The 18,464-nt window shown below is 62.6% G+C and carries 16 protein-coding genes; 4 read left to right on the forward strand and 12 right to left on the reverse strand.

The annotated features are described in order from the left end of the window. Nucleotides 1-4: 4 nt before the first annotated feature. The 3 genes from PSH73_RS24965 to PSH73_RS24975 form a co-directional block, all read right to left on the reverse strand. On the reverse strand, nucleotides 5-1,240 hold the full coding sequence (locus PSH73_RS24965; protein ID WP_057960900.1) for a type II toxin-antitoxin system HipA family toxin: 1,236 nt from the start codon (nucleotides 1,238-1,240) through the stop codon (nucleotides 5-7). After that, nucleotides 1,224-1,478: a helix-turn-helix transcriptional regulator gene (locus PSH73_RS24970; RefSeq protein WP_057960972.1), complete on the reverse strand. Its 255-nt coding sequence runs from the start codon at nucleotides 1,476-1,478 to the stop codon at nucleotides 1,224-1,226. The genes PSH73_RS24965 and PSH73_RS24970 overlap by 17 nt, the downstream gene beginning before the upstream one ends. 125 nt (nucleotides 1,479-1,603) lie before the next feature. Further along, complete coding sequence (locus PSH73_RS24975; RefSeq protein ID WP_057960901.1) at nucleotides 1,604-2,662, reverse strand: phosphorylcholine phosphatase; 1,059 nt, start codon at nucleotides 2,660-2,662, stop codon at nucleotides 1,604-1,606. A 242-nt stretch (nucleotides 2,663-2,904) separates the two neighbouring features. Between PSH73_RS24975 and PSH73_RS24980 the strand changes: the two genes are divergently transcribed. Then, nucleotides 2,905-4,296 (forward strand): L-cystine transporter, encoded by a 1,392-nt coding sequence (locus tag PSH73_RS24980; RefSeq protein WP_057960902.1) that lies wholly within the window; start codon nucleotides 2,905-2,907, stop codon nucleotides 4,294-4,296. A 95-nt stretch (nucleotides 4,297-4,391) separates the two neighbouring features. Here PSH73_RS24980 and PSH73_RS24985 read toward each other — a convergent pair whose 3' ends face one another. Then, nucleotides 4,392-4,904 carry a dihydrofolate reductase gene (locus PSH73_RS24985; protein ID WP_057440396.1) on the reverse strand — a complete coding sequence of 171 codons (513 nt, stop codon included), beginning with the start codon at nucleotides 4,902-4,904 and terminating at the stop codon, nucleotides 4,392-4,394. Nucleotides 4,905-4,973: 69 nt separating this feature from the next. On the opposite strand from PSH73_RS24985, the gene PSH73_RS24990 reads away from it, so the two are divergent. After that, a complete protein-coding gene (locus PSH73_RS24990) occupies nucleotides 4,974-6,353 on the forward strand; it encodes a DUF2868 domain-containing protein (protein WP_057960903.1) in 1,380 nt (459 codons plus the stop codon). Continuing rightward, nucleotides 6,346-7,713 carry a DUF3482 domain-containing protein gene (locus tag PSH73_RS24995; RefSeq protein ID WP_057440398.1) on the forward strand — a complete coding sequence of 456 codons (1,368 nt, stop codon included), beginning with the start codon at nucleotides 6,346-6,348 and terminating at the stop codon, nucleotides 7,711-7,713. The genes PSH73_RS24990 and PSH73_RS24995 overlap by 8 nt, the downstream gene beginning before the upstream one ends. On the opposite strand, the gene PSH73_RS25000 is transcribed toward PSH73_RS24995, so the two are convergent. The 7 genes from PSH73_RS25000 to PSH73_RS25030 form a co-directional block, all read right to left on the reverse strand. After that, the gene (locus tag PSH73_RS25000; RefSeq protein WP_120734300.1) at nucleotides 7,710-8,264 is read right to left on the reverse strand and encodes a phosphonate degradation HD-domain oxygenase; all 555 of its coding nucleotides are present in this window, start codon (nucleotides 8,262-8,264) and stop codon (nucleotides 7,710-7,712) included. The two genes, PSH73_RS24995 and PSH73_RS25000, sit on opposite strands and share 4 nt — an antisense overlap. Beyond that, complete coding sequence (locus PSH73_RS25005; RefSeq protein WP_120734301.1) at nucleotides 8,264-9,397, reverse strand: TIGR03364 family FAD-dependent oxidoreductase; 1,134 nt, start codon at nucleotides 9,395-9,397, stop codon at nucleotides 8,264-8,266. Before PSH73_RS25005 ends, PSH73_RS25000 begins: the two co-directional genes overlap by 1 nt. A 122-nt stretch (nucleotides 9,398-9,519) precedes the next feature. Continuing rightward, entirely contained in the window at nucleotides 9,520-10,545 is a 1,026-nt protein-coding gene (locus tag PSH73_RS25010; RefSeq protein WP_057440401.1) for a putative 2-aminoethylphosphonate ABC transporter substrate-binding protein, read from the reverse strand. Between the two features lie 26 nt (nucleotides 10,546-10,571). Further along, a complete protein-coding gene (locus PSH73_RS25015) occupies nucleotides 10,572-12,296 on the reverse strand; it encodes a putative 2-aminoethylphosphonate ABC transporter permease subunit (protein WP_057960906.1) in 1,725 nt (574 codons plus the stop codon). Between the two features lies 1 nt (nucleotide 12,297). Beyond that, entirely contained in the window at nucleotides 12,298-13,362 is a 1,065-nt protein-coding gene (locus PSH73_RS25020; RefSeq protein ID WP_057440403.1) for a putative 2-aminoethylphosphonate ABC transporter ATP-binding protein, read from the reverse strand. Between the two features lie 237 nt (nucleotides 13,363-13,599). Beyond that, the gene (locus PSH73_RS25025; protein WP_057960907.1) at nucleotides 13,600-14,463 is read right to left on the reverse strand and encodes a LysR family transcriptional regulator; all 864 of its coding nucleotides are present in this window, start codon (nucleotides 14,461-14,463) and stop codon (nucleotides 13,600-13,602) included. 16 nt (nucleotides 14,464-14,479) lie between these two features. Beyond that, a complete protein-coding gene (locus PSH73_RS25030) occupies nucleotides 14,480-16,798 on the reverse strand; it encodes a heavy metal translocating P-type ATPase (RefSeq protein ID WP_057960908.1) in 2,319 nt (772 codons plus the stop codon). 85 nt (nucleotides 16,799-16,883) lie between these two features. Between PSH73_RS25030 and cadR the strand changes: the two genes are divergently transcribed. Then, complete coding sequence (gene cadR / locus PSH73_RS25035) at nucleotides 16,884-17,333, forward strand: Cd(II)/Pb(II)-responsive transcriptional regulator (protein ID WP_057440406.1); 450 nt, start codon at nucleotides 16,884-16,886, stop codon at nucleotides 17,331-17,333. Nucleotides 17,334-17,447: 114 nt separating this feature from the next. Here the strand turns inward: cadR and PSH73_RS25040 are convergent, their stop codons facing one another. Further along, a complete protein-coding gene (locus PSH73_RS25040) occupies nucleotides 17,448-18,419 on the reverse strand; it encodes a thymidylate synthase (RefSeq protein WP_057960909.1) in 972 nt (323 codons plus the stop codon). Nucleotides 18,420-18,464: the final 45 nt, after the last annotated feature.

An 18,464-nucleotide genomic window follows, 5' to 3' on the forward strand; every position in this document is an offset into this window, starting at 1 on the left:
CAAATTACCCCGGGGCGATACTCCTGGCCAAACCTGCCGACCATGCAGCAACCATCTTGTCTGCCACCCCTTCAAACGCGGGATGAGTACTTCGATAGGCCAAAAGCTCCGTCATTGCGCGGCTCATGCCATCCTGCACCCTGGCGAGCAACTCATTGCAGCGCGCCTCTGTCAGATTGCACGAACGGCGACCGAACTGGACCAGCATCTTGCGTTTGGGCCAGGCCTTAGAACCGTCCAGCAAGAGGGCCATGATGTCGCTGCCCTGGTAGACCGTGGTGGTCACCAGGTCGTAGGCCGGCGCGAGCCAGATGTCAGCCTCTTCGGCACAGTTCTCATAAAGCACACCGAAGTTTTTCAGGTGCCCGTCACCATTCTGGATACCGGCAGAGAGCGCCACCATCATGAAAAAATCTTCCAGCGCCTTGGTTACCCGGCTTGGCGTGACATAAGACTTGATCAGCCTGGCGCATCCCTGGTAAGTCCCGTCGTACTTCCTGCGCGTCGCCAACCCTGACAGAACGCACATATCCTCAAACCCGAGGTAGGCGCCATCACTGACGTCGAACCGTTGCACAACAAGGAATTTCGCGTTTTTGCTCAGTTGAAAAACCGGCACTTCAAGGCCGCAGTGCAATGCCGCCCGCATGCAAAAAAACTCGTTGGCCGCCAACTGAGGGAAGTCTTGTTCATTGAACGCCTTCACCAGGTGCGTGACACCCCGGTGGGTAAACCGCGCCATATCAGGCGCCATCTCGTCAATATCGCGCACCAGCACTTTCGGCTGAACGCCCGAAACCCCGGAGTAGGCGGCGTAGGTTCGCAATAGGTCACTGAAGAGATCGTTTGCCCCGTCATGGACCAACAGTTCAGACAGGTTGATCTGCGGCAGCGATGCCTCACCGCCAGCGTGGACAATGCTGATTCGGCCAAGCTGGTGTGGCCCAACGATACCCAGCAATGCCAGGTCGTCGAAGCCGCGTACTGACTTGCTGAAACGCCGCACGAGCTCGTCTTTGAGATACCCCTCGGGAAGGTGCATCTCGAACAGCGGATGGATGCCGTACTCCCAGTTGTAACTCTCCAGGCGCACCGGCATCGTCAAGGAGACGGCATTCTCTTCGGCCACCGCATCGTTATACGAGAAAACCGAATCGTGCCTGTTTTCTTCGCTCCGGCCGAGTGTTCCTGCCACCACACCACCAGTGCCGATGGACAGTCGGTCATTGTGCCTGGTCATGGATGCGTCCTGATTTCAGCTCATCGAGCGTCATGCGCCGACGCCTGGGAGTCGCGGTCAATTCGTATCCCAAGCCCTCAAGGATCGCGGCAACCTTGCGAATCCCCACTTCCGGGATGCTGTTGTTCTCGATCCCAGAGATGGTTGCACGACTCATCCCGTGCCGTTGCGCAAGCTGGGTCTGTGAGAGGCCAGCGGCTTTACGCAATTGTTTGATTAAAAGACCTAATTCATCCACGCTAAATTGCATCCTATACAATGCAAAACATGAAAAATCACTCAAATGCACCGCATACAATGCATTAAAGCGTGATGGTCCTTTCTACACCCAACGGTAAAGCCTGGCAACTCTGTGGCGGGGCCTTATTGAATCGCCTCCGGCTTGACGATCACCCAGTTCTTATCCGCCGTCACCGGTAACCCTTCCTTGGCCTGGGCCGCCGCATGCTTGGCCATCATGCCGTTAATCTGGGTCATGTACTTGTCCTTGCGGTTGATCCACAAGTGGATGCCACCCTTGGCCACGTCCACATCGTGAAACAGCATGTAGCCGTCGCTGGTGGGGGTGTCGCCGCCGACCAGCACCGGTTTTTTCCACTCGTCGATGTAGGTGAGGATCGCCGCATGCTTGCCGGCCATCCAGGTTGCCGGGGTCCACAGGTAGGGGGTCAGTTCCAGGCCGAGGTTGGCCTTTTCGTCGTATTTGCCGGCGCTGATCTGCTTGCGGGCGGTGGTCAGCTCGCCAGTCTTGCGGTCCTTGAGCAACAGGCTGACGCCAATGACGTTCTGCGGCTTGACGTTGTAGCCGTACTTCGGATCCGAGGCGACCATGCGCACCAGCTCTTCAGAGGCAGCGGTCATCACGTACACGTCGATGCCGTTTTCCATCAGCTTGTTGTACAGCTCGGTCTGGCCGGTGAAGATTTTCGGCGGCTGCACCTCCATGTTCTTCACCACGTCGCCTTCGAAGTAGGTGACCGGCACCGGTTTACCGGAGGCCATCAGCTCATCGACGTAGCCCTTGAGTTCCTTGAGGGTAAAGCCTGAAAACACCTGGGCGACCCACGGGTAGCAGACCATGTCGTCCACTTCGCACAGGCGATAGTAGTAACTGAACAGACTTTCCTTATGGTCAGCAGTGTCTTTGAACGGCATAAGTTTGAGCGACGGATCGAGACTGTCGCGGGTGATCAGGCCCTTGTTTTCCATGTACGGCAACAGTGACTCTTCGAGGTCGAAGCGGTAGCTGGTGTTGTCCATGTCGAACACCGCGTAATTGCCCTTGTTGGCGTTGGCGGCAATCATTTCGTTGAGTTGCTTGGCGGCGGGTGCCGGCCAGTGTTTCAACTCGGTGGCGGCCATGACCTGGCTGACAAGCCCCAGGCATAGCGCGGCGGCAAACAGTCTCGGCGCGAGCTTCATGTGCGTTTTCTCCCTGAGTGAAAGGCATAAACGCTAACAAATCCTTATGACCGTTCCCGGCACCAGCACGACCGTCTGCGTCCTGATACCGCCACCGGCATACGTCTGGGCGCCAAAGCCTTATTCCAAAAACGACAGTAGTCATTCCATAAAGGTATTAAATCAATATATTTCAAGCTGTTAGGCTTTCCGGTTCGCAGTCGCACGCTCAGGCGACTGGCAGCCATTTAATTGGAGCTTCAATGAATCTGCCGCTGATTCTCAATTTGCTGGTGTTCCTGGCGTTACTGCTAGGCCTGGCCCAAACCCGTCACAGCCACTGGAGCCTGGCCAAGAAGGTCCTGCTGGCACTGGTGCTCGGGGTGGTTTTTGGTGTGATCCTGCACACCATTTATGGTGCTGGTCACCCGGTACTCAAGGCCTCGATCAGTTGGTTCGACCTGGTGGGCAATGGTTATGTGCAACTGTTGCAGATGATCGTGATCCCGCTGGTGTTCGCCTCGATCCTCAGCGCCGTGGCCCGCCTGCATAACGCCGCGTCCCTGGGCAAGATCAGCTTCCTGACCATTGGCACGCTGCTGTTCACCACCGCCATTGCGGCGCTGATCGGTATCGGCCTGACCAACCTGTTTGGCCTCACCGCCGAAGGCCTGGTGGCCGGCACCCAGGAGTTGGCGCGCCTGCAGGTGATCCAGAGTGACTACGCAGGCAAGGTCGCCGACCTGAATATCCCGCAGTTGCTGCTGTCGTTTATCCCGCAAAACCCGTTCGCCGACCTGGCCCGGGCCAAGCCGACGTCGATTATCAGTGTGGTGATCTTCGCCGCGTTCCTGGGGGTTGCCGCGCTGCAACTGCTCAAGGACGACGTGGAAAAAGGTCAGAAAGTGGTCAACGCCATCGACACCCTGCAAGCCTGGGTGATGCGCCTGGTGCGCCTGGTGATGAAGCTGACCCCTTACGGCGTACTGGCGCTGATGACCAAAGTGGTCGCCAGTTCCAACCTGCAAGACATCATCAAGCTCGGCAGTTTCGTGCTGGTGTCCTACCTGGCGCTGGGGCTGATGTTCGTGGTCCACGGCCTGCTGCTGTCCCTGGCCGGGATCAACCCGCTGCGCTTCTTCCGCAAGGTATGGCCGGTGCTGACCTTTGCCTTCACCAGCCGCTCCAGCGCGGCGAGCATCCCGCTGAGCATCGAAGCGCAGACCCGCCGCCTGGGCATCCCGCAGTCCATCGCCAGCTTCGCCGCCTCGTTTGGCGCGACGATTGGCCAGAACGGCTGTGCCGGCCTGTACCCGGCGATGCTGGCCGTGATGGTGGCGCCAACCGTGGGCATCAACCCCCTGGACCCGCTGTGGATCGCCACCCTGGTGGCGATTGTGACCCTGAGCTCGGCCGGTGTAGCGGGCGTGGGCGGCGGTGCGACGTTTGCCGCGCTGATCGTGCTGCCGGCCATGGGCTTGCCGGTGGCGTTGGTGGCGCTGCTGATTTCCGTGGAGCCGCTGATCGACATGGGCCGTACGGCGTTGAACGTGAATGGTTCGATGACGGCGGGGGCGATTACCAGCCAGATCATGCAGCAGACGGATAAAGAGCTGCTCAATGCCGATGAGCATGCTGAGTTGGCGCAGGCCTGATAGACCGCTATCGCGGGCAAGCCCGCTCCCACAGTTGAACCGGTTTCTTCAGTAAAAATCGGTCAACTGTGGGAGTGGGCTTGCCCGCGATGCTTTTAGGCTTTTTCCCAAACTTCGAAGTTATAGGCCGGCTTGTCACCTTCAGCCGGATTCTGCACATTCGACACCAGCTTCCATTGGCGGGTATCAAACTGCGGAAACCACGCATCCCCTTGCGGGCTCAACTCCACCCGCGTCAAATACAGGCGATCCGCCTGCTCCAGCCCCTGCGTATACAGCTGCGCGCCGCCGATCAGCATCAGCTCATCCACGCCCTGCTCCAACGCCCAGGCCTCGGCCCGCGCCACGGCTGCATCGAGGGACGGAAAAACTTCCGCACCTTCGAGCACCAAATCGGTCTGACGGCTGACCACAATGTTCAAGCGACCCGGCAACGGTCGACCCAGGGAATCCCAGGTCTTGCGCCCCATGATGATCGGCTTGCCCAGGGTGGTGGCCTTGAAATATTTGAAATCCCCCGGCAAATGCCAGGGCATGCTGTTGTCGACGCCGATCACGCGGTTTTCACCGAGGGCTGCGATCAGGCTTAAAGGGAGAGTTTTTTTCATGGCGACGAGAATACCAGAGGCGCGGGCCAGCGGTTATGCTCCAGGCTCACTGACACAACAGGATGGCGCGTGACTGCACTTACACCTCTGCAAACACTCTGGCTGACGGAAACCGTGCGCCTGCGTGAAGAACACGCTGGCCCCCTGGAAGACCAGGAAGCCAATCGCCTGGCCCGCAGCCACGGCGGCGATCTGCCGACGCGCATTCAAAACCGCGCACTGTGGCTGGCCGAACGTGACGGCCTGCGCGCCGCCCTGCTCCACTGGCTGCAAGGCGCACGCCTGGCGCTGATGGTGCTGATGGTGCTGGCCATCGTCAGCGGCGCCGGCCTGGCCTTCGCCGCCCTGGGCAACGGCCAAGCCCCGGTCAATGTGTTCTGGGCCCTGGGCAGCCTGCTGGGCTTGAACCTGATCCTGCTGCTGAGCTGGGCCCTGGGCCTGTTGTTTGCCGGCGAACACAGCGCCAGCCTCGGCCGTCTGTGGTTGTGGCTCAGCGAAAAACTTGCCCGCGATGCCAAGGCCGCACAACTGGCGCCGGCGCTGTTGTTGCTGCTGCAACGCCAGAAGCTCAACCGCTGGGCGGTCGGCGTGCTGGTCAATGGCCTGTGGCTGCTGGCGCTGTGCAGCGCGCTGGTGATCCTGCTGACCTTGATGGCCACCCGGCGCTACGGGTTTGTCTGGGAAACCACCATTCTCGGGGCCGACACCTTTGTCAGCGTGACCCAGGCCCTGGGCAGCCTGCCCGCACTGCTCGGCTTCAGCGTGCCCAGCGTGGAGATGATTCGCACCAGCGGCGATTCGGCGCTGACTATCGAAAGCGCCCGCCAGGCCTGGGCTGCGTGGCTGGTGGGGGTGTTGCTGGTCTATGGCCTGCTGCCCCGGTTGATTCTCGCCCTGTTGTGCCTATGGCGCTGGAAACGCGGGCGCGCGGCCTTGGGCCTGGACCTCAACCTGCCCGGCTACAGCCACTTGCGCGATGCCTTGATGCCCAGCAGCGAACGCCTTGGCGTCAGCGATGCCGCGCCTGAGCAGTTGCACCACGTCAGCGGCGGTGCCAGCGAACTGCACAGCGATGGCGCCCTGCTGGTGGCCATCGAACTCGACGACCAGCACCCCTGGCCGCCCAAACTTCCGGCCATGGTCAAGGACGCCGGCATCCTCGACAGCCGTGAGTCTCGCCACAAACTACTGGAGCAACTGACCCGCTTCCCACCCGCACGCCTGGTGATCGCCTGCGACCCGCGCCGCTCGCCGGATCGCGGCAGCCTCGCGCTGATTGGCGAGCTGGCCCGCAGCGCCAGCGCCACCCGGGTCTGGCTGTTGCAAGCGCCACCGGGCCAGGCGCTGGATGCCGAGCGCCTCGGCGATTGGCACACAGCCTTGCAGCAACTGGACCTCCCCTTCGCCGACTGCGCGCCGCTCACCTGGCTGGAGACGGGCCATGACTAAACCCCTGAAACTGGCCGTGGTCGGCCACACCAACGTCGGCAAGACCTCGCTGCTGCGCACCCTGACCCGGGACGTGGGCTTTGGCGAAGTGTCCCACCGCCCCAGCACCACCCGGCATGTCGAAGGCGCACGCCTGTCGGTGGACGGTGAAGCCTTGCTGGAGCTGTACGACACGCCGGGCCTGGAAGATGCCATCGCCCTGCTCGATTACCTGGAGCGCCTCGACCGCCCCGGCGAACGCCTGGATGGCCCGGCCCGCCTGGCGCGCTTCCTCGAAGGCAGCGAAGCCCGCCAGCGCTTTGAGCAGGAGGCCAAGGTGCTGCGCCAGTTATTGGCGTCCGACGCCGGCCTGTACGTGATCGACGCCCGGGAACCGGTGCTGGCCAAGTACCGCGACGAGCTGCAAGTGCTGGCCAGTTGCGGCAAACCGCTGCTGCCGGTGCTCAACTTTGTCAGCAGCGCCGAACACCGCGAGCCGGACTGGCGCGAAGCCCTGGCCCGCCTGGGCCTGCATGCGCTGGTGCGCTTTGACAGCGTGGCGCCCCCAGAAGATGGCGAGCGGCGGCTGTATGAAAGCCTGGCCCTGTTGCTGGAAAGCTCACGGCCACAGTTGGAGCGGCTGATTCTCGACCAGGAGGCCCAACGCCAGGCGCGCCAGCAAAGCGCCGCACGCCTGATCGCCGAGCTGCTGATCGACTGCGCCGCGTGCCGGCGCAGCGTGGTCATCGAGGATGAACAGCAAGCCGTCAGCGATCTGCGCAAAGCCGTGCGCCAGCGCGAACAACGTTGCGTCGAGGCCCTGCTCAAACTCTACGGCTTCCGTGCGCAAGACGCCGCTGCCAGCGACTTGCCGCTGCTGGACGGACGTTGGGGCGATGATTTGTTCAACCCCGAAACCCTCAAGCAACTGGGGGTGCGGGTCGGCGGCGGGATTGCCGCGGGAGCTGCGGCCGGTGCCGGCGTGGACTTGCTGGTCGGCGGCCTGACCCTGGGCGCCGCCGCCCTGGCCGGGGCGATTGCCGGGGGCGCCCTGCAAACCGCGCGCAGCTACGGCAGCCGCTTGCTGGGCAAGATCAAGGGCCAGCGCGAGCTGACCGTGGATGACAGCGTGTTGCGCCTGTTGGCCCTGCGCCAGCGCCAGTTGCTCAAGGCCCTGAACCTGCGGGGGCATGCGGCGATGCACAGCATCAAGGTCGACACCCCGCAGGACAAGAGCTGGCGCGAAGGCAAACTGCCCGAGGCCCTGCACAAGGCGCGTGCCCATCCGCAATGGTCATCGCTCAACCCCCATGCACGGTTGAGCCAGGCCGAGCGCCAGGAACAGATCGAAGCCCTGGCCCAGCGCCTGGACGAGGCTTAAGCCGCCAGCAGGTGCCGGGCCTTGGCCTTCAACACCTCAAGGTCGAGCACCGGCACGTGCATTGCCTTGGCCTGCTCATCCCAGTGGCGCATGCGCAGGCTCACCGCACACAGCGGGTCCTGCTCAAACACACGGGCCTCGTCGGCCGTCATCACCCCGCCCTGGTAACCCAGGGTGCGGCGGCTGGCCTCGCTCAAGCGCGCATAGTAGTCCGGCTGGCTGAAGGTCAGGTAACGCTTGGCCTGCACGTGATACTCCACCAGTTTCGCCAGGCGCTCGCTGAACCCGGCACGCCGCAAGTAATCGGCACCCAGGCGTTCGTGGCTGACCACGCCGTAGCCACCCATATTCTCCCCACCCTGGCCGCAGATGTGCCCGATATCGTGGAAGAACGCCGCCAGCACCACTTCATCGTCAAAGCCTTCAGCCATGGCCAGTTGCGCGGCCTGGGACATATGCTCGATCTGCGACACCGGCTCGCCAATGTAATCGGCAGCGCCGTGCTGCTCGTACAGGCCAAAGACTTCAGCGACCACCTGCTCAGCGTTCATTACGCCTGCCCCCACAGTTCAGTGATATTGCGCTCGGCCAGCGCCGGCCCCACGCTCATGCCCACGCCGGTGTGCATCAACGCCACGCTGACCCCCTCGGCGGCGCGCAGGAACGAAAACGGCCCCGGCCCACGGGAACCATAGACCCCTTGCCAGCGCTCGACGACCTGAATCTGACAGCCCAGGGTCTGCTCGGCCAGTTCGATCATCCAGTTGTCCACCTGTTCGGCGTTGAATGGCGAAGGATCGCTGCCGTAATGGTGGGAGTCCCCGATGATCAACTCGCCATGGGGCGTCGGGCTGATCAGCAGGTGGATGCCATGTTCATGCAGGTGCGGTGTGTCACGCAGGATCTGCGCCTGTACCGGCGCCGCTTCCGGCAAGTCGGCAAAGGCGCCGTAGTGCACACAGCTCAGGCCGGTCAGCAGCGCGTGTTGCAGGTTCAGCTCCACCTTGGGCCGGGCGCGCAGCATTTGCAGTTGGCAGATTTGCGGCTGGAGTGCGGCGATCTGTTCGGCCAGCAGGGTTTGGTAGTCGTGGCCGGAGCACACGATGATCTGCTTGCCACGAAAGCTGCCGGCGGTGCTGTGCACCTGGCCCGGTTCGATGTCACGTACCAGGGTGGAGAAGTGGAACTCCACCTTGAGGTCGCAGCGCAGGTACTCGATCAGTGCCGGCAGCGCCTCACGGGAATACAGTTGCTGATCGTCCAGGCCGTGCAGCGCGGCGCGGTGATGGCGGAACTGGCCGCCATACAAGTCGTTCAGCGCTGCGCCTTGCAACAGGTTGACGCGGTAGCCATGCGCCTTGGCGCGCCCGGCGCAAAAAGCCTCCAGCAGGTGCTCTTCGGCTTCGGTGCGGGCAAACAGGTAAGAGCCATTGCGCTTGAGTTGCAGGTTCGCCTGTTGCGCCCACTGGCCCCAGATCTCGCGGCTTTGCCGGGCCAGGTCGAGCATCTGCCCCGGCGGTTGGCCGGTGACCAGGGCCTGGCCGAAGTTGCGCACCGAGGCGCCCAGGGGCGTGGCCGTGCGCTCGAACACCGTGACCTTGAGGCCGCGTTTGGCGGCGGCGTAGGCATGGGACAGGCCGAGGATGCCGGCGCCGATGATCAGCAGATCGCTGTGGTGTGTCATTAAGTGATGTCCTGAATTTGAGGCCTCATCGCCGGCAAGCCAGCTCCCACAGGGTGAATTGTGAACACCTTCAAATGTGGGAGCTGGCTTGCCGGCGACGAGGCCATCAGCCCCAACGAATATTATTGACCTGCCACTTTCTCCGACTTGCCGTCATAGCGCTTACGCCATTCAGCCAGGATGTTATCGCGGTTTTTCGAGGCCCAGGCAAAGTCATTCTTGATCAGGCGCTGCTCATAGTCCGCCGGCAATTCTGTCTGCGGCTTGGCAATGCCCGGCTGGGCCAGCACGGCGAAGTTTTCCTTGTACAGCTCCATCGCTGCGGGGCTTGCAGAGAAATCGGCGAGCTTCTGTGCCGCTTCCGGGTGGGCCGTGCCCTTGATCACCGCAGTGGCTTCGATGTCCCAGCCCAGGCCTTCCTTGGGCAATACGATATCCAGCGGCGCGCCCTGGCGCTTGAGCTGCACCGCTGGGTATTCGAAGGAAATGCCGATTGGGAACTCACCGGAAGCCGCCAACTTGCACGGCTTGGAACCGGAGTGCACGTACTGGCCGATGTTCTGGTGCAGGTCATCCATGTACTGCCAGCCCTGCTTCTCGCCGAAGGTCTGCAACCAGGCGCTGACGTCGAGAAAACCGGTGCCGGACGACGCCGGGTTAGGCATGACGATCTTGCCCTTGTACTCAGGCTTGGTCAGGTCTTGCCAACTGATCGGCTTGCTCAGGCCCTGTTTCTCGGCTTCGACAGTGTTGAAGCAAATGGTCGCAGCCCACACATCCATGCCGACCCAGGCCGGTGGGTTGGCGGCGTCGCGGTAGTTCTTGCCAATTTTGTCCAGATCCTTCGGCGCATAGCTTTGCAGCATGCCTTGCTGATCGAGGATCGCCAGGCTGGAGGCCGCCAGGCCCCACACTGCATCGGCTTGTGGGCGGGCTTTTTCTGCCAGCAGCTTGGCGGTGATGATGCCGGTGGAGTCGCGCACCCACTTGATCTCGACGTCCGGGTTGGCCGCTTCGAAGGCTTTCTTGTAGGTCTTCAACTGCTCGGCTTCAAGGGCCGTGTACACGGTCAACTCGGTCTTGGCAGCAAAGGCATTCAGGCTGAACGCGGTGAGCACAGCAGCGGCGAGGGCCAGGGGCTTGAACATGGTGCGTTTCCTTGTGTGGGGCAGAGTTATTGACCGGGCGCGGTTTGGCGCCAGGCCTGGGAGCGGCGCAACAAGCCGCGTGAGGCCCACGCCAGCAGCAGCGAGACGCCGGCTGAAGTGAACAGAATCAGGGTCGACATGGCCGCCGCGCCGCCCACGTTGCCGGCGTCGTCCATGTTCAGCACCGCCACCGCCGCAAGGATGGTGTCGGGGCTGTAGAGAAAGATCGCGGCCGATACGGTGGTCATCGCCGAGACAAACAGGTAGCGCAGGATGTCCAACAGCGCCGGCAGGCAGATCGGCACGGTGACCCGCATAAAGTGGCGGTACAGCGGCGCCTTGAGCGACAGCGCGGCGGCTTCGAACTCGGCGTCGAGTTGGCGCAGGGCGGTGGTGGCGGTCATTTGCGCGGTGGTCAAATAGTGAGCAATGGTGCACACCACCAGCAGCGTCATGGTCCCGTAGAGCACATGCAGCGGGTTGCCGTTGAGGTTGAAAAAGAACACGTAGCCCAGGCCCAGCACCAGGCCAGGCACCGCCATCGGCACAAAGCTGAGCATGCGCAGCGCCAGGTTCAAGCCCTTCTGCCCCTTGGTCTTTTCCATCAGGTAAGCGCCGGTGAAGATCAGCACGCTGCCAATCAGTGCGGTGCAGATCGCCATGGTCAGGCTGTTGCGATAGGCCAGCCAGCCGCCGCCAGCGGTGTCGTTGAACTGGTAGTGGTTAAGCGACAGCGACAGGTTGTACGGCCAGAACTTCACCAGCGACGAGTACACCGCCATGCCGAACACCAACAGCAGCACCGCGCAGATCAGCAGCACAATCGCCAGGTAGCAGCCATCACGCAGACGCGATGGCGCCGGCTGGAACACCTGGGCGCGGCCGCTCATGGAGTCGCCGTGGCGCCGGCGCAGCCAGGTATCCACCGCGAAACTGAGCAACGCCGGCAGCAGCAGCACCATGCCGATCAAGGCGCCGCGACCGAACTGCTGTTGACCAACCACGGCCTTGTAGGCCTCCAGCGCCAGCACTTGATAGTCACCACCCACCACCACCGGTACGCCGAAGTCCGTGATGGTCAGGGTGAACACCAGGCAGAACGCGGCGAACACGGCCTGGCGCGTCGCCGGCCAGGTGATGCTGCGAAACGCCCGGGCCGGGCTCGCGCCCATGCTCGAGGCGGCATCGAACAACCGCGCATCCGCCAGGGACAGCGCCGACAGCAGGATCATCAGCGCATGGGGAAAGGTGTAGATCACTTCACCGAGGACAATCCCCCAGAAGCCGTAGATGTTGTCGGACAGCAGGCCGCGCAACATGCCCTGGTTGCCGAACAGGTACACCAGGGCGATGCCCGGCAGCATCGACGGCGCCATCAGCGGCAGCAACGACAGGCCGCGCCAGAGGGTCTTGCCGGGGATCAGCGTGCGTTGCAAGGCGTAGGCAAACAGGTAGGCCAGGGGTACGACAATGATCGCGACGCTCAGGGAAACCTTCAGGCTGTTGCCCAGCAGCCAGTGGAAGTTGGCGCTGGTCAGCAGCTCACGCGCCGCCACCAGGCCGCCGCCCTGGCCGTCTTCGGCGCTGAAACCGCGCCAGAAGATCGCCAGCAACGGCAGCAGTACGGCGAGGCCCAACAGGCACAGCAGCAGTAGCTTGCCGCCCAGTACGAAGATACGGTCGCCGATTTGCGCACGGGAAGCCTGACGCGCCACACGGCCGGGTACTGGCAGGGTCATATCAGTGGCCATCTCAGGCAAACACCTGCAGGCTGCGCGGCGGCAGCGCCACCCAGATATCCTGGGCGCCCAGGCGTGGCATGGCTTCCGGCGCCAGTTCGGCCAGCAGCGGATGGCCGGGCAACTGGTCCAGTTCAAAGCTCATGCGGCAACGGTTGCCGAGGAAGGTGATCTCGCGGACCTTGGCCGGGAACAGGTTTTCTTCGTGTACGGGCGGGTTGACGCTGATCGCTTCCGGCCTGCAGAACAGGCGGCCCGACGCGGCCTTGCCGCTGTCTTCGGCCAGGCGCACATTCATCCCGCCAACCTGGGCGTGGCTGGCGCTGTTGCGGCTGAAGGGCAGCCAGTTGCCCTGGCCGACAAACTCGGCCACGAACGGGGTGGCCGGGCGGTCGTAAATCTCTTGGGGAGTGGCGTACTGCTCGACCTTGCCGTTGTTCATCACGGCGATACGGTCGGCCATCAGCATGGCCTCGTCCTGGTTGTGGGTGACCATCAGGGTGGTGATGCCCAGGCGGCGTTGCAGCTGGCGCAACTCGGTGCACAGGTGCTCGCGCACCCGGGCATCGAGGGCCGACATCGGCTCATCCAGCAGCAACAGCGACGGGGCCGGCGCCAGGGCACGGGCCAGGGCGACCCGTTGCTGCTGGCCGCCGGACAGTTGGCCGGGGTATTTCTTTTCGCTGCCGGTCAGGCCCACCAGTTCCAGCATCTGCGCCACGCGTTTGCGCACTTCATCGCGCCCGCTGCCGGCCAAGCCGTAGCCGATATTGGCCTCGACGCTGAGGTTGGGGAACAGCGCGTAGGACTGGAACAGAATGCCGTAGTCCCGCGCCTGGGGTGCCAGTAGGGAAACGTCACGATCACCCAGGTACAACTCGCCGCTGTCCTGGCGCTCCAGGCCGGCGATGCAACGCAGCAAGGTGGTCTTGCCGCAGCCCGAGGGGCCGAGCAGGCACACCAGTTCACCGGCGGCGACGTCCAGGGACACATGGTCCAGGGCAGTAAAGGCGCCAAAGCGCTTCTGGATACCACGCACCGTCATCGGCGCGCCGGGGTTGAGCTGGGCTGTGTTCATGGTGGCACCTCATCAAACTGATGAAGGCCATGCTAGGCAGCAAATGCGTCCCTGGTGTGGCAGGAAGGCAAAAGCGGGTGATAGTGGTATTGGTGGATTTGGGTAGGGGCAGAGCCATGGGGTGTTGGGTCTACCGCTAGCGCAGGCAAGCCAGCTCCCACATTTGGAGCTGTGAATACCTTCACATTTGGGAGCTGGCTTGCCTGCGATGGCGATTTCAAAACCACCCAAAATCTTTCAGAGCGGCGACATTTCCTGCGCCAACCCCAGAAACGCCGCCGGCAACCGCGCACCTTTACGCTCCTTGAGGCAGTACAGGTATTCAGGAATCTGCGGCGCATTTTCGATGGTCAGCACCCGCAGTTGCGGGTCATGGGGCACTTCCTGGCGGGCGATGATGCTGATGCCGATATTGCGCAGCACCGCCTCGCGGATCGACTCACGGCTGCCGATTTCCAGCAGCGGCCCATAACCCACGCCAGCGCCTTTGAGCATCTCTTCGGTCAAGCGCCGGGTAGTCGAACCTGCCTCGCGCATCAACAGGGTATGCCCCGCCAGCGCACTGAGCGGCACATGTTCCAGCACGGCCAGCGGATGATTGCGATGCACCGCCAGCACCAGCGGGTCGGTGCCCAGCACCCGGCGGATCAGGCGCGGGTCTTCCAGCAATTGCGAGGAGGCGGCGACGTCCACCCGGTAATCATCCAGCGCTTCGAGGACCTGTTGGGAGTTGCCGATTTCCACTGCCACTTCCACGTGGGGCAAGCGTTCGCGGAAGGTTTTCACCAGGTCAAGGATGTAATAGGGCGCGGTCGCGGCGATCCGCAACGTGCCCTGCACCTGGCCGCTGTTGCGCAGGAAAAACTCGATATCCGCTTCCTGCTGCAACAGCGCCTTGACCATCGGCAACAGCCGCGCCCCTTCGTCGCTGACGGTGAGGCGGCGGCCACCGCGATAGAACAGCTCAACCGAGTACTGGCTTTCCAGATGGCGGATCTGGGTGGTCACCGTGGGTTGGCTCAGGCCGAGTTTTTTCGCCGCCTGGGTAATGCTGCCCAGGCGGGCGACCATGTAAAACGCCTTCAACTCGGCACTCAGCACACCACCCTCTCATCGACTATTTGCGCAACAGGCGCAGACCATTGAATACCACCAGCAGGCTCACGCCCATGTCAGCAAACACCGCCATCCACATGGTGGCCATGCCCATGAAGGTGACGGCCAGGAAGATCGCCTTGATCACCAGCGCCAGGGCGATGTTCTGCTTGAGGATACTCGACGTTTGTCGCGACAAGCGTATGAATGCCGGAATCTTGCGCAAATCATCGTCCATCAGCGCCACGTCGGCGGTCTCGATGGCCGTGTCGGTGCCTGCTGCCGCCATGGCAAAGCCAATCTCGGCGCGGGCCAGGGCCGGGGCGTCGTTGATGCCGTCGCCGACCATGCCGACCCGGTGGTTTTTCCCGTACAGGTCCTCGATAGCCTTGAGCTTGTCGGTGGGCAAAAGATCGCCCTGGGCCTGGTCGATGCCCACCTGGGCGGCAATTGCCTGGGCGGTGTGGGTGTTGTCGCCGGTGAGCATCAGGGTCTTGATGCCCAGGTCGTGCAACTGCTGGATGGCTTCGCGACTGCTGTCCTTGACCGTATCGGCCACGGCGAACAGCGCCAGCGGGCCGGATTTGTCGAGCAGCAGCACCACGGACTTGCCTTGTTTTTCCAGGGCGAAGAGTTTTTCTTCAAGGGCCGGCGAGCACAGGCCCAGCTCTTCCACCAGGCGGTGGTTGCCCAGGTGATAGACCTCACCGTTGATCTCGCCACGGACCCCGCGCCCGGCCAGGGCTTCGAAGTTATCCACAACCTGCAGCGGGAGTTTTTTATCCACAGCCGCATTGGCGATCGCCAGCGACACTGGGTGGTCGGAACGCGCGGCCAGGCTGGCGGCCAGGGCCGGCGCGTTGTCTTCTACATTGGGGAACAACGCCAGGTAGTCGGTCTGCACCGGCTTGCCGTGGGTGATGGTGCCGGTCTTGTCCAGGGCCAGGTAGTCGAGCTTGTAGCCGGCCTCCAGGTACACGCCGCCCTTGATCAGGATGCCTTTGCGCGCCGCCGCCGCCAGGCCGCTGACGATGGTCACCGGGGTGGAAATCACCAGGGCACAAGGGCACGCGACCACCAACAGCACCAGGGCGCGGTAGATCCAGTCAAACCACACCGCGCCCATGAACAGCGGCGGGATCACGGCCACACCGAGGGCAAACAGAAACACCGCCGGGGTGTAGATTTTCGAGAAGCTGTCCACAAAGCGCTGGGTCGGCGCCCGCGAGCCCTGGGCCTGTTCCACTGCGTGGATGATGCGCGCCAGGGTCGAGTTATTGGCGGCAGCGGTCACCCGGTATTCCAGGGAACCGGCCTGGTTGATGGTGCCGGCGAAGACTTTATCGCCCACGGTTTTCTCGATCGGCAGGCTTTCGCCGGTGATCGGCGCCTGGTCGATAGTGGACTGGCCGGCGGTGACTTCACCATCCAGACCAATGCGCTCGCCGGGGCGTACCCGCACGATGGCACCCAGTTCAATGGTCTTGACCTCTTGTTCGACCCAGCTACCGTCAGCCTGACGCACCGTGGCCTGCTCCGGGGTCATCTGCATCAAGCCACTGATGGCATTGCGCGCACGGTCCAGGGACTTGGCCTCGATCAACTCGGCCACGGTAAACAGGAACATCACCATCGCCGCTTCCGGCCACTGGCCGATCAGGATCGCACCGGTCACGGCGATGCTCATCAGCGCGTTGATGTTCAGGTTGAGGTTTTTCAGGGCAATCCAGCCCTTTTTGTAGGTGGTGAGGCCGCCACTGAGGATCGACACCAGCGCCACCAGTGCCACCACCCAGGTCGGAGCCGCGTCGGTGAAATGGATCACCTCCGCCGCCAGGGCGCAAAAGCCGGACAGGGCCAGCGGCCACCAGTGCTTCTTGGCCGGTGGTGCGGCGGCCGGCACGCCCTCCTCGATCGGATCGGCCTGCATGCCCAGGGACTTGATGGCCTCGACGATCGGCGCGGTGCTCGGCAGGTCGTGGGTGACACCGAGGATGCGGTTGATCAGGTTGAATTCCAACTGCTGCACACCGGCCATCTTGCCCAGTTTGTTCTGGATCAGCGTTTGCTCGGTGGGGCAGTCCATGGCCTCGATGCGGAAAGTGCTCAGGCGCGCGTTGGCGCTGGTTGTTTGCGTCAACGTCACCAACGAGGGGGCTGCCGCGCCGGAACAGCAGGAGCCGCCACCATGATCATGCTCTTTCACAGGGGCAAGCTTTTGCACGTGATCATGATGGCTGTGGTCATGATCATGGCCGTGGTCGTGATGGCTATGATCATGGTCGTGATCATGATCGTGGCTGTGGTCGTGCTTGTGCGGGGTGCGCAGGGATTCGCTCATTGTGTCGCGTCCATGAAGGTGCCTGTTGCCAAGTAAAGACCCTGTAGCCACTATAGGGTCAAGCACCCTTTTGGAGATTGCTGCGATGAAGATCGGTGAATTGGCCAAACTGACCGACTGCCCGGTGGAAACCATCCGTTATTACGAAAAGGAAGGCCTGCTGCCGCCACCGGCGCGCAGTGAGGGCAACTACCGCCTGTACACCCAGGCCCACACCGAGCGCCTGACGTTTATCCGCAACTGCCGCAGCCTGGACATGACCCTGGAGGAAATCCGCAGCCTGCTGGGCCTGCGCGACAGTCCCCAGGACCAGTGTGAAAATGTAAATGCGCTGATCGACGAGCATATCCATCACGTCAAGGCGCGGATTGATGGGTTGCTGGCCTTGCAGAAACAGTTGATCGACCTGCGCCAGCGCTGTGGCGAAGGGCCGGAGATCGACCAGTGTGGGATTTTGCAGCGGCTGGAGGTCAGTGGGAGTGTGGCGGCCAGTGAGGCGGAGCATTCACATGTGGGTCGTAGTCACGGGCATTAGATAATGGGGTGACTGAGTTGTCGCCATCGCAGGCAAGCCAGCTCCCACATGTGCCTGAGTACTCGGTCACATGTGGGAGCTGGCTTGCCTGCGATGCAGACGATGCGGTCTCGACTAGACCGCCATCGGCGCCGTCATCGGCGCATGGTGCTCATAGCCTTCCAGCGAGAAATCGCTCGGCTCGATCAGCTCCAGCCACTCCGGCTGGTACACCCCGGTCTTGGCAAACTCCGGCACGCGCTCGCTGATCACCAGCTTCGGCGCGGCGAAAGGCTCGCGCTTGAGCTGTTCGTTGAGCATGTCCAGGTGGTTTTCGTAGACGTGCGCGTCACCGATGAAATAGGTGAACCAGCGCGGCGTGTAGCCAGTCAGGCGACCGATCAGGCTCAGCAGTGCGGCGCCTTCGGTGAGGTTGAACGGCGTGCCCAGGCCCAGGTCGTTGGAGCGGATGTAGAGGGTCAGGGAAATCTCCCTGGTCTCGACATTCGGGTGGAACTGGTACAGCAGGTGGCACGGCGGCAAGGCCATTTCATCGAGCTGGGCGCAGTTCCAGCCGTGGAACAGGATGCGCCGGCTGCCCGGGTCCTTGATGATGGTGTCGACGCACTGGCGGATCTGGTCGATGGCCTTGTACAGCACCACGTAGGCCTGACCGTCTTCCTCGCCTTCGGCGATCTGGCGATAGCCCTGGGCCAGGGTCTGCTCGATAGCGGCCTGGTTACTCAACGGGATCTGCTTGTACGCCGGCCATTTGCGCCATTGCACACCGTAGATCTCGCCCAGGTCGTCCTCGCCCTGGCGGAACGGGTTGGCCAGCCACTGCGCGTTTTCGTTAGCGTTCTGGTCCCACACCTTGCAGCCCAGGGCGCGAAATTCGGCGGCGTTATTCACCCCACGCAAAAAGCCACACATCTCGCCAATCGCCGACTTGAAGGCCATTTTGCGAGTGGTGATGGCTGGGAAACCTTCCTGCAGATCAAAGCGCAACATCGCACCGGGGAAGCTGATGGTGTTCACGCCAGTGCGGTTGGCCTGCTTGGTGCCGTTGTTGATGACGTGGGAAACCAGCTCGAGATATTGCTTCATGACATTACCTGTATCGGTGAAGCCGAGGCCCTCAGGCCCCGACGT

This window comes from Pseudomonas sp. FP2294 (genome assembly GCF_030687625.1).
Classification (GTDB): Bacteria; Pseudomonadota; Gammaproteobacteria; order Pseudomonadales; family Pseudomonadaceae; genus Aquipseudomonas; species Aquipseudomonas shahriarae.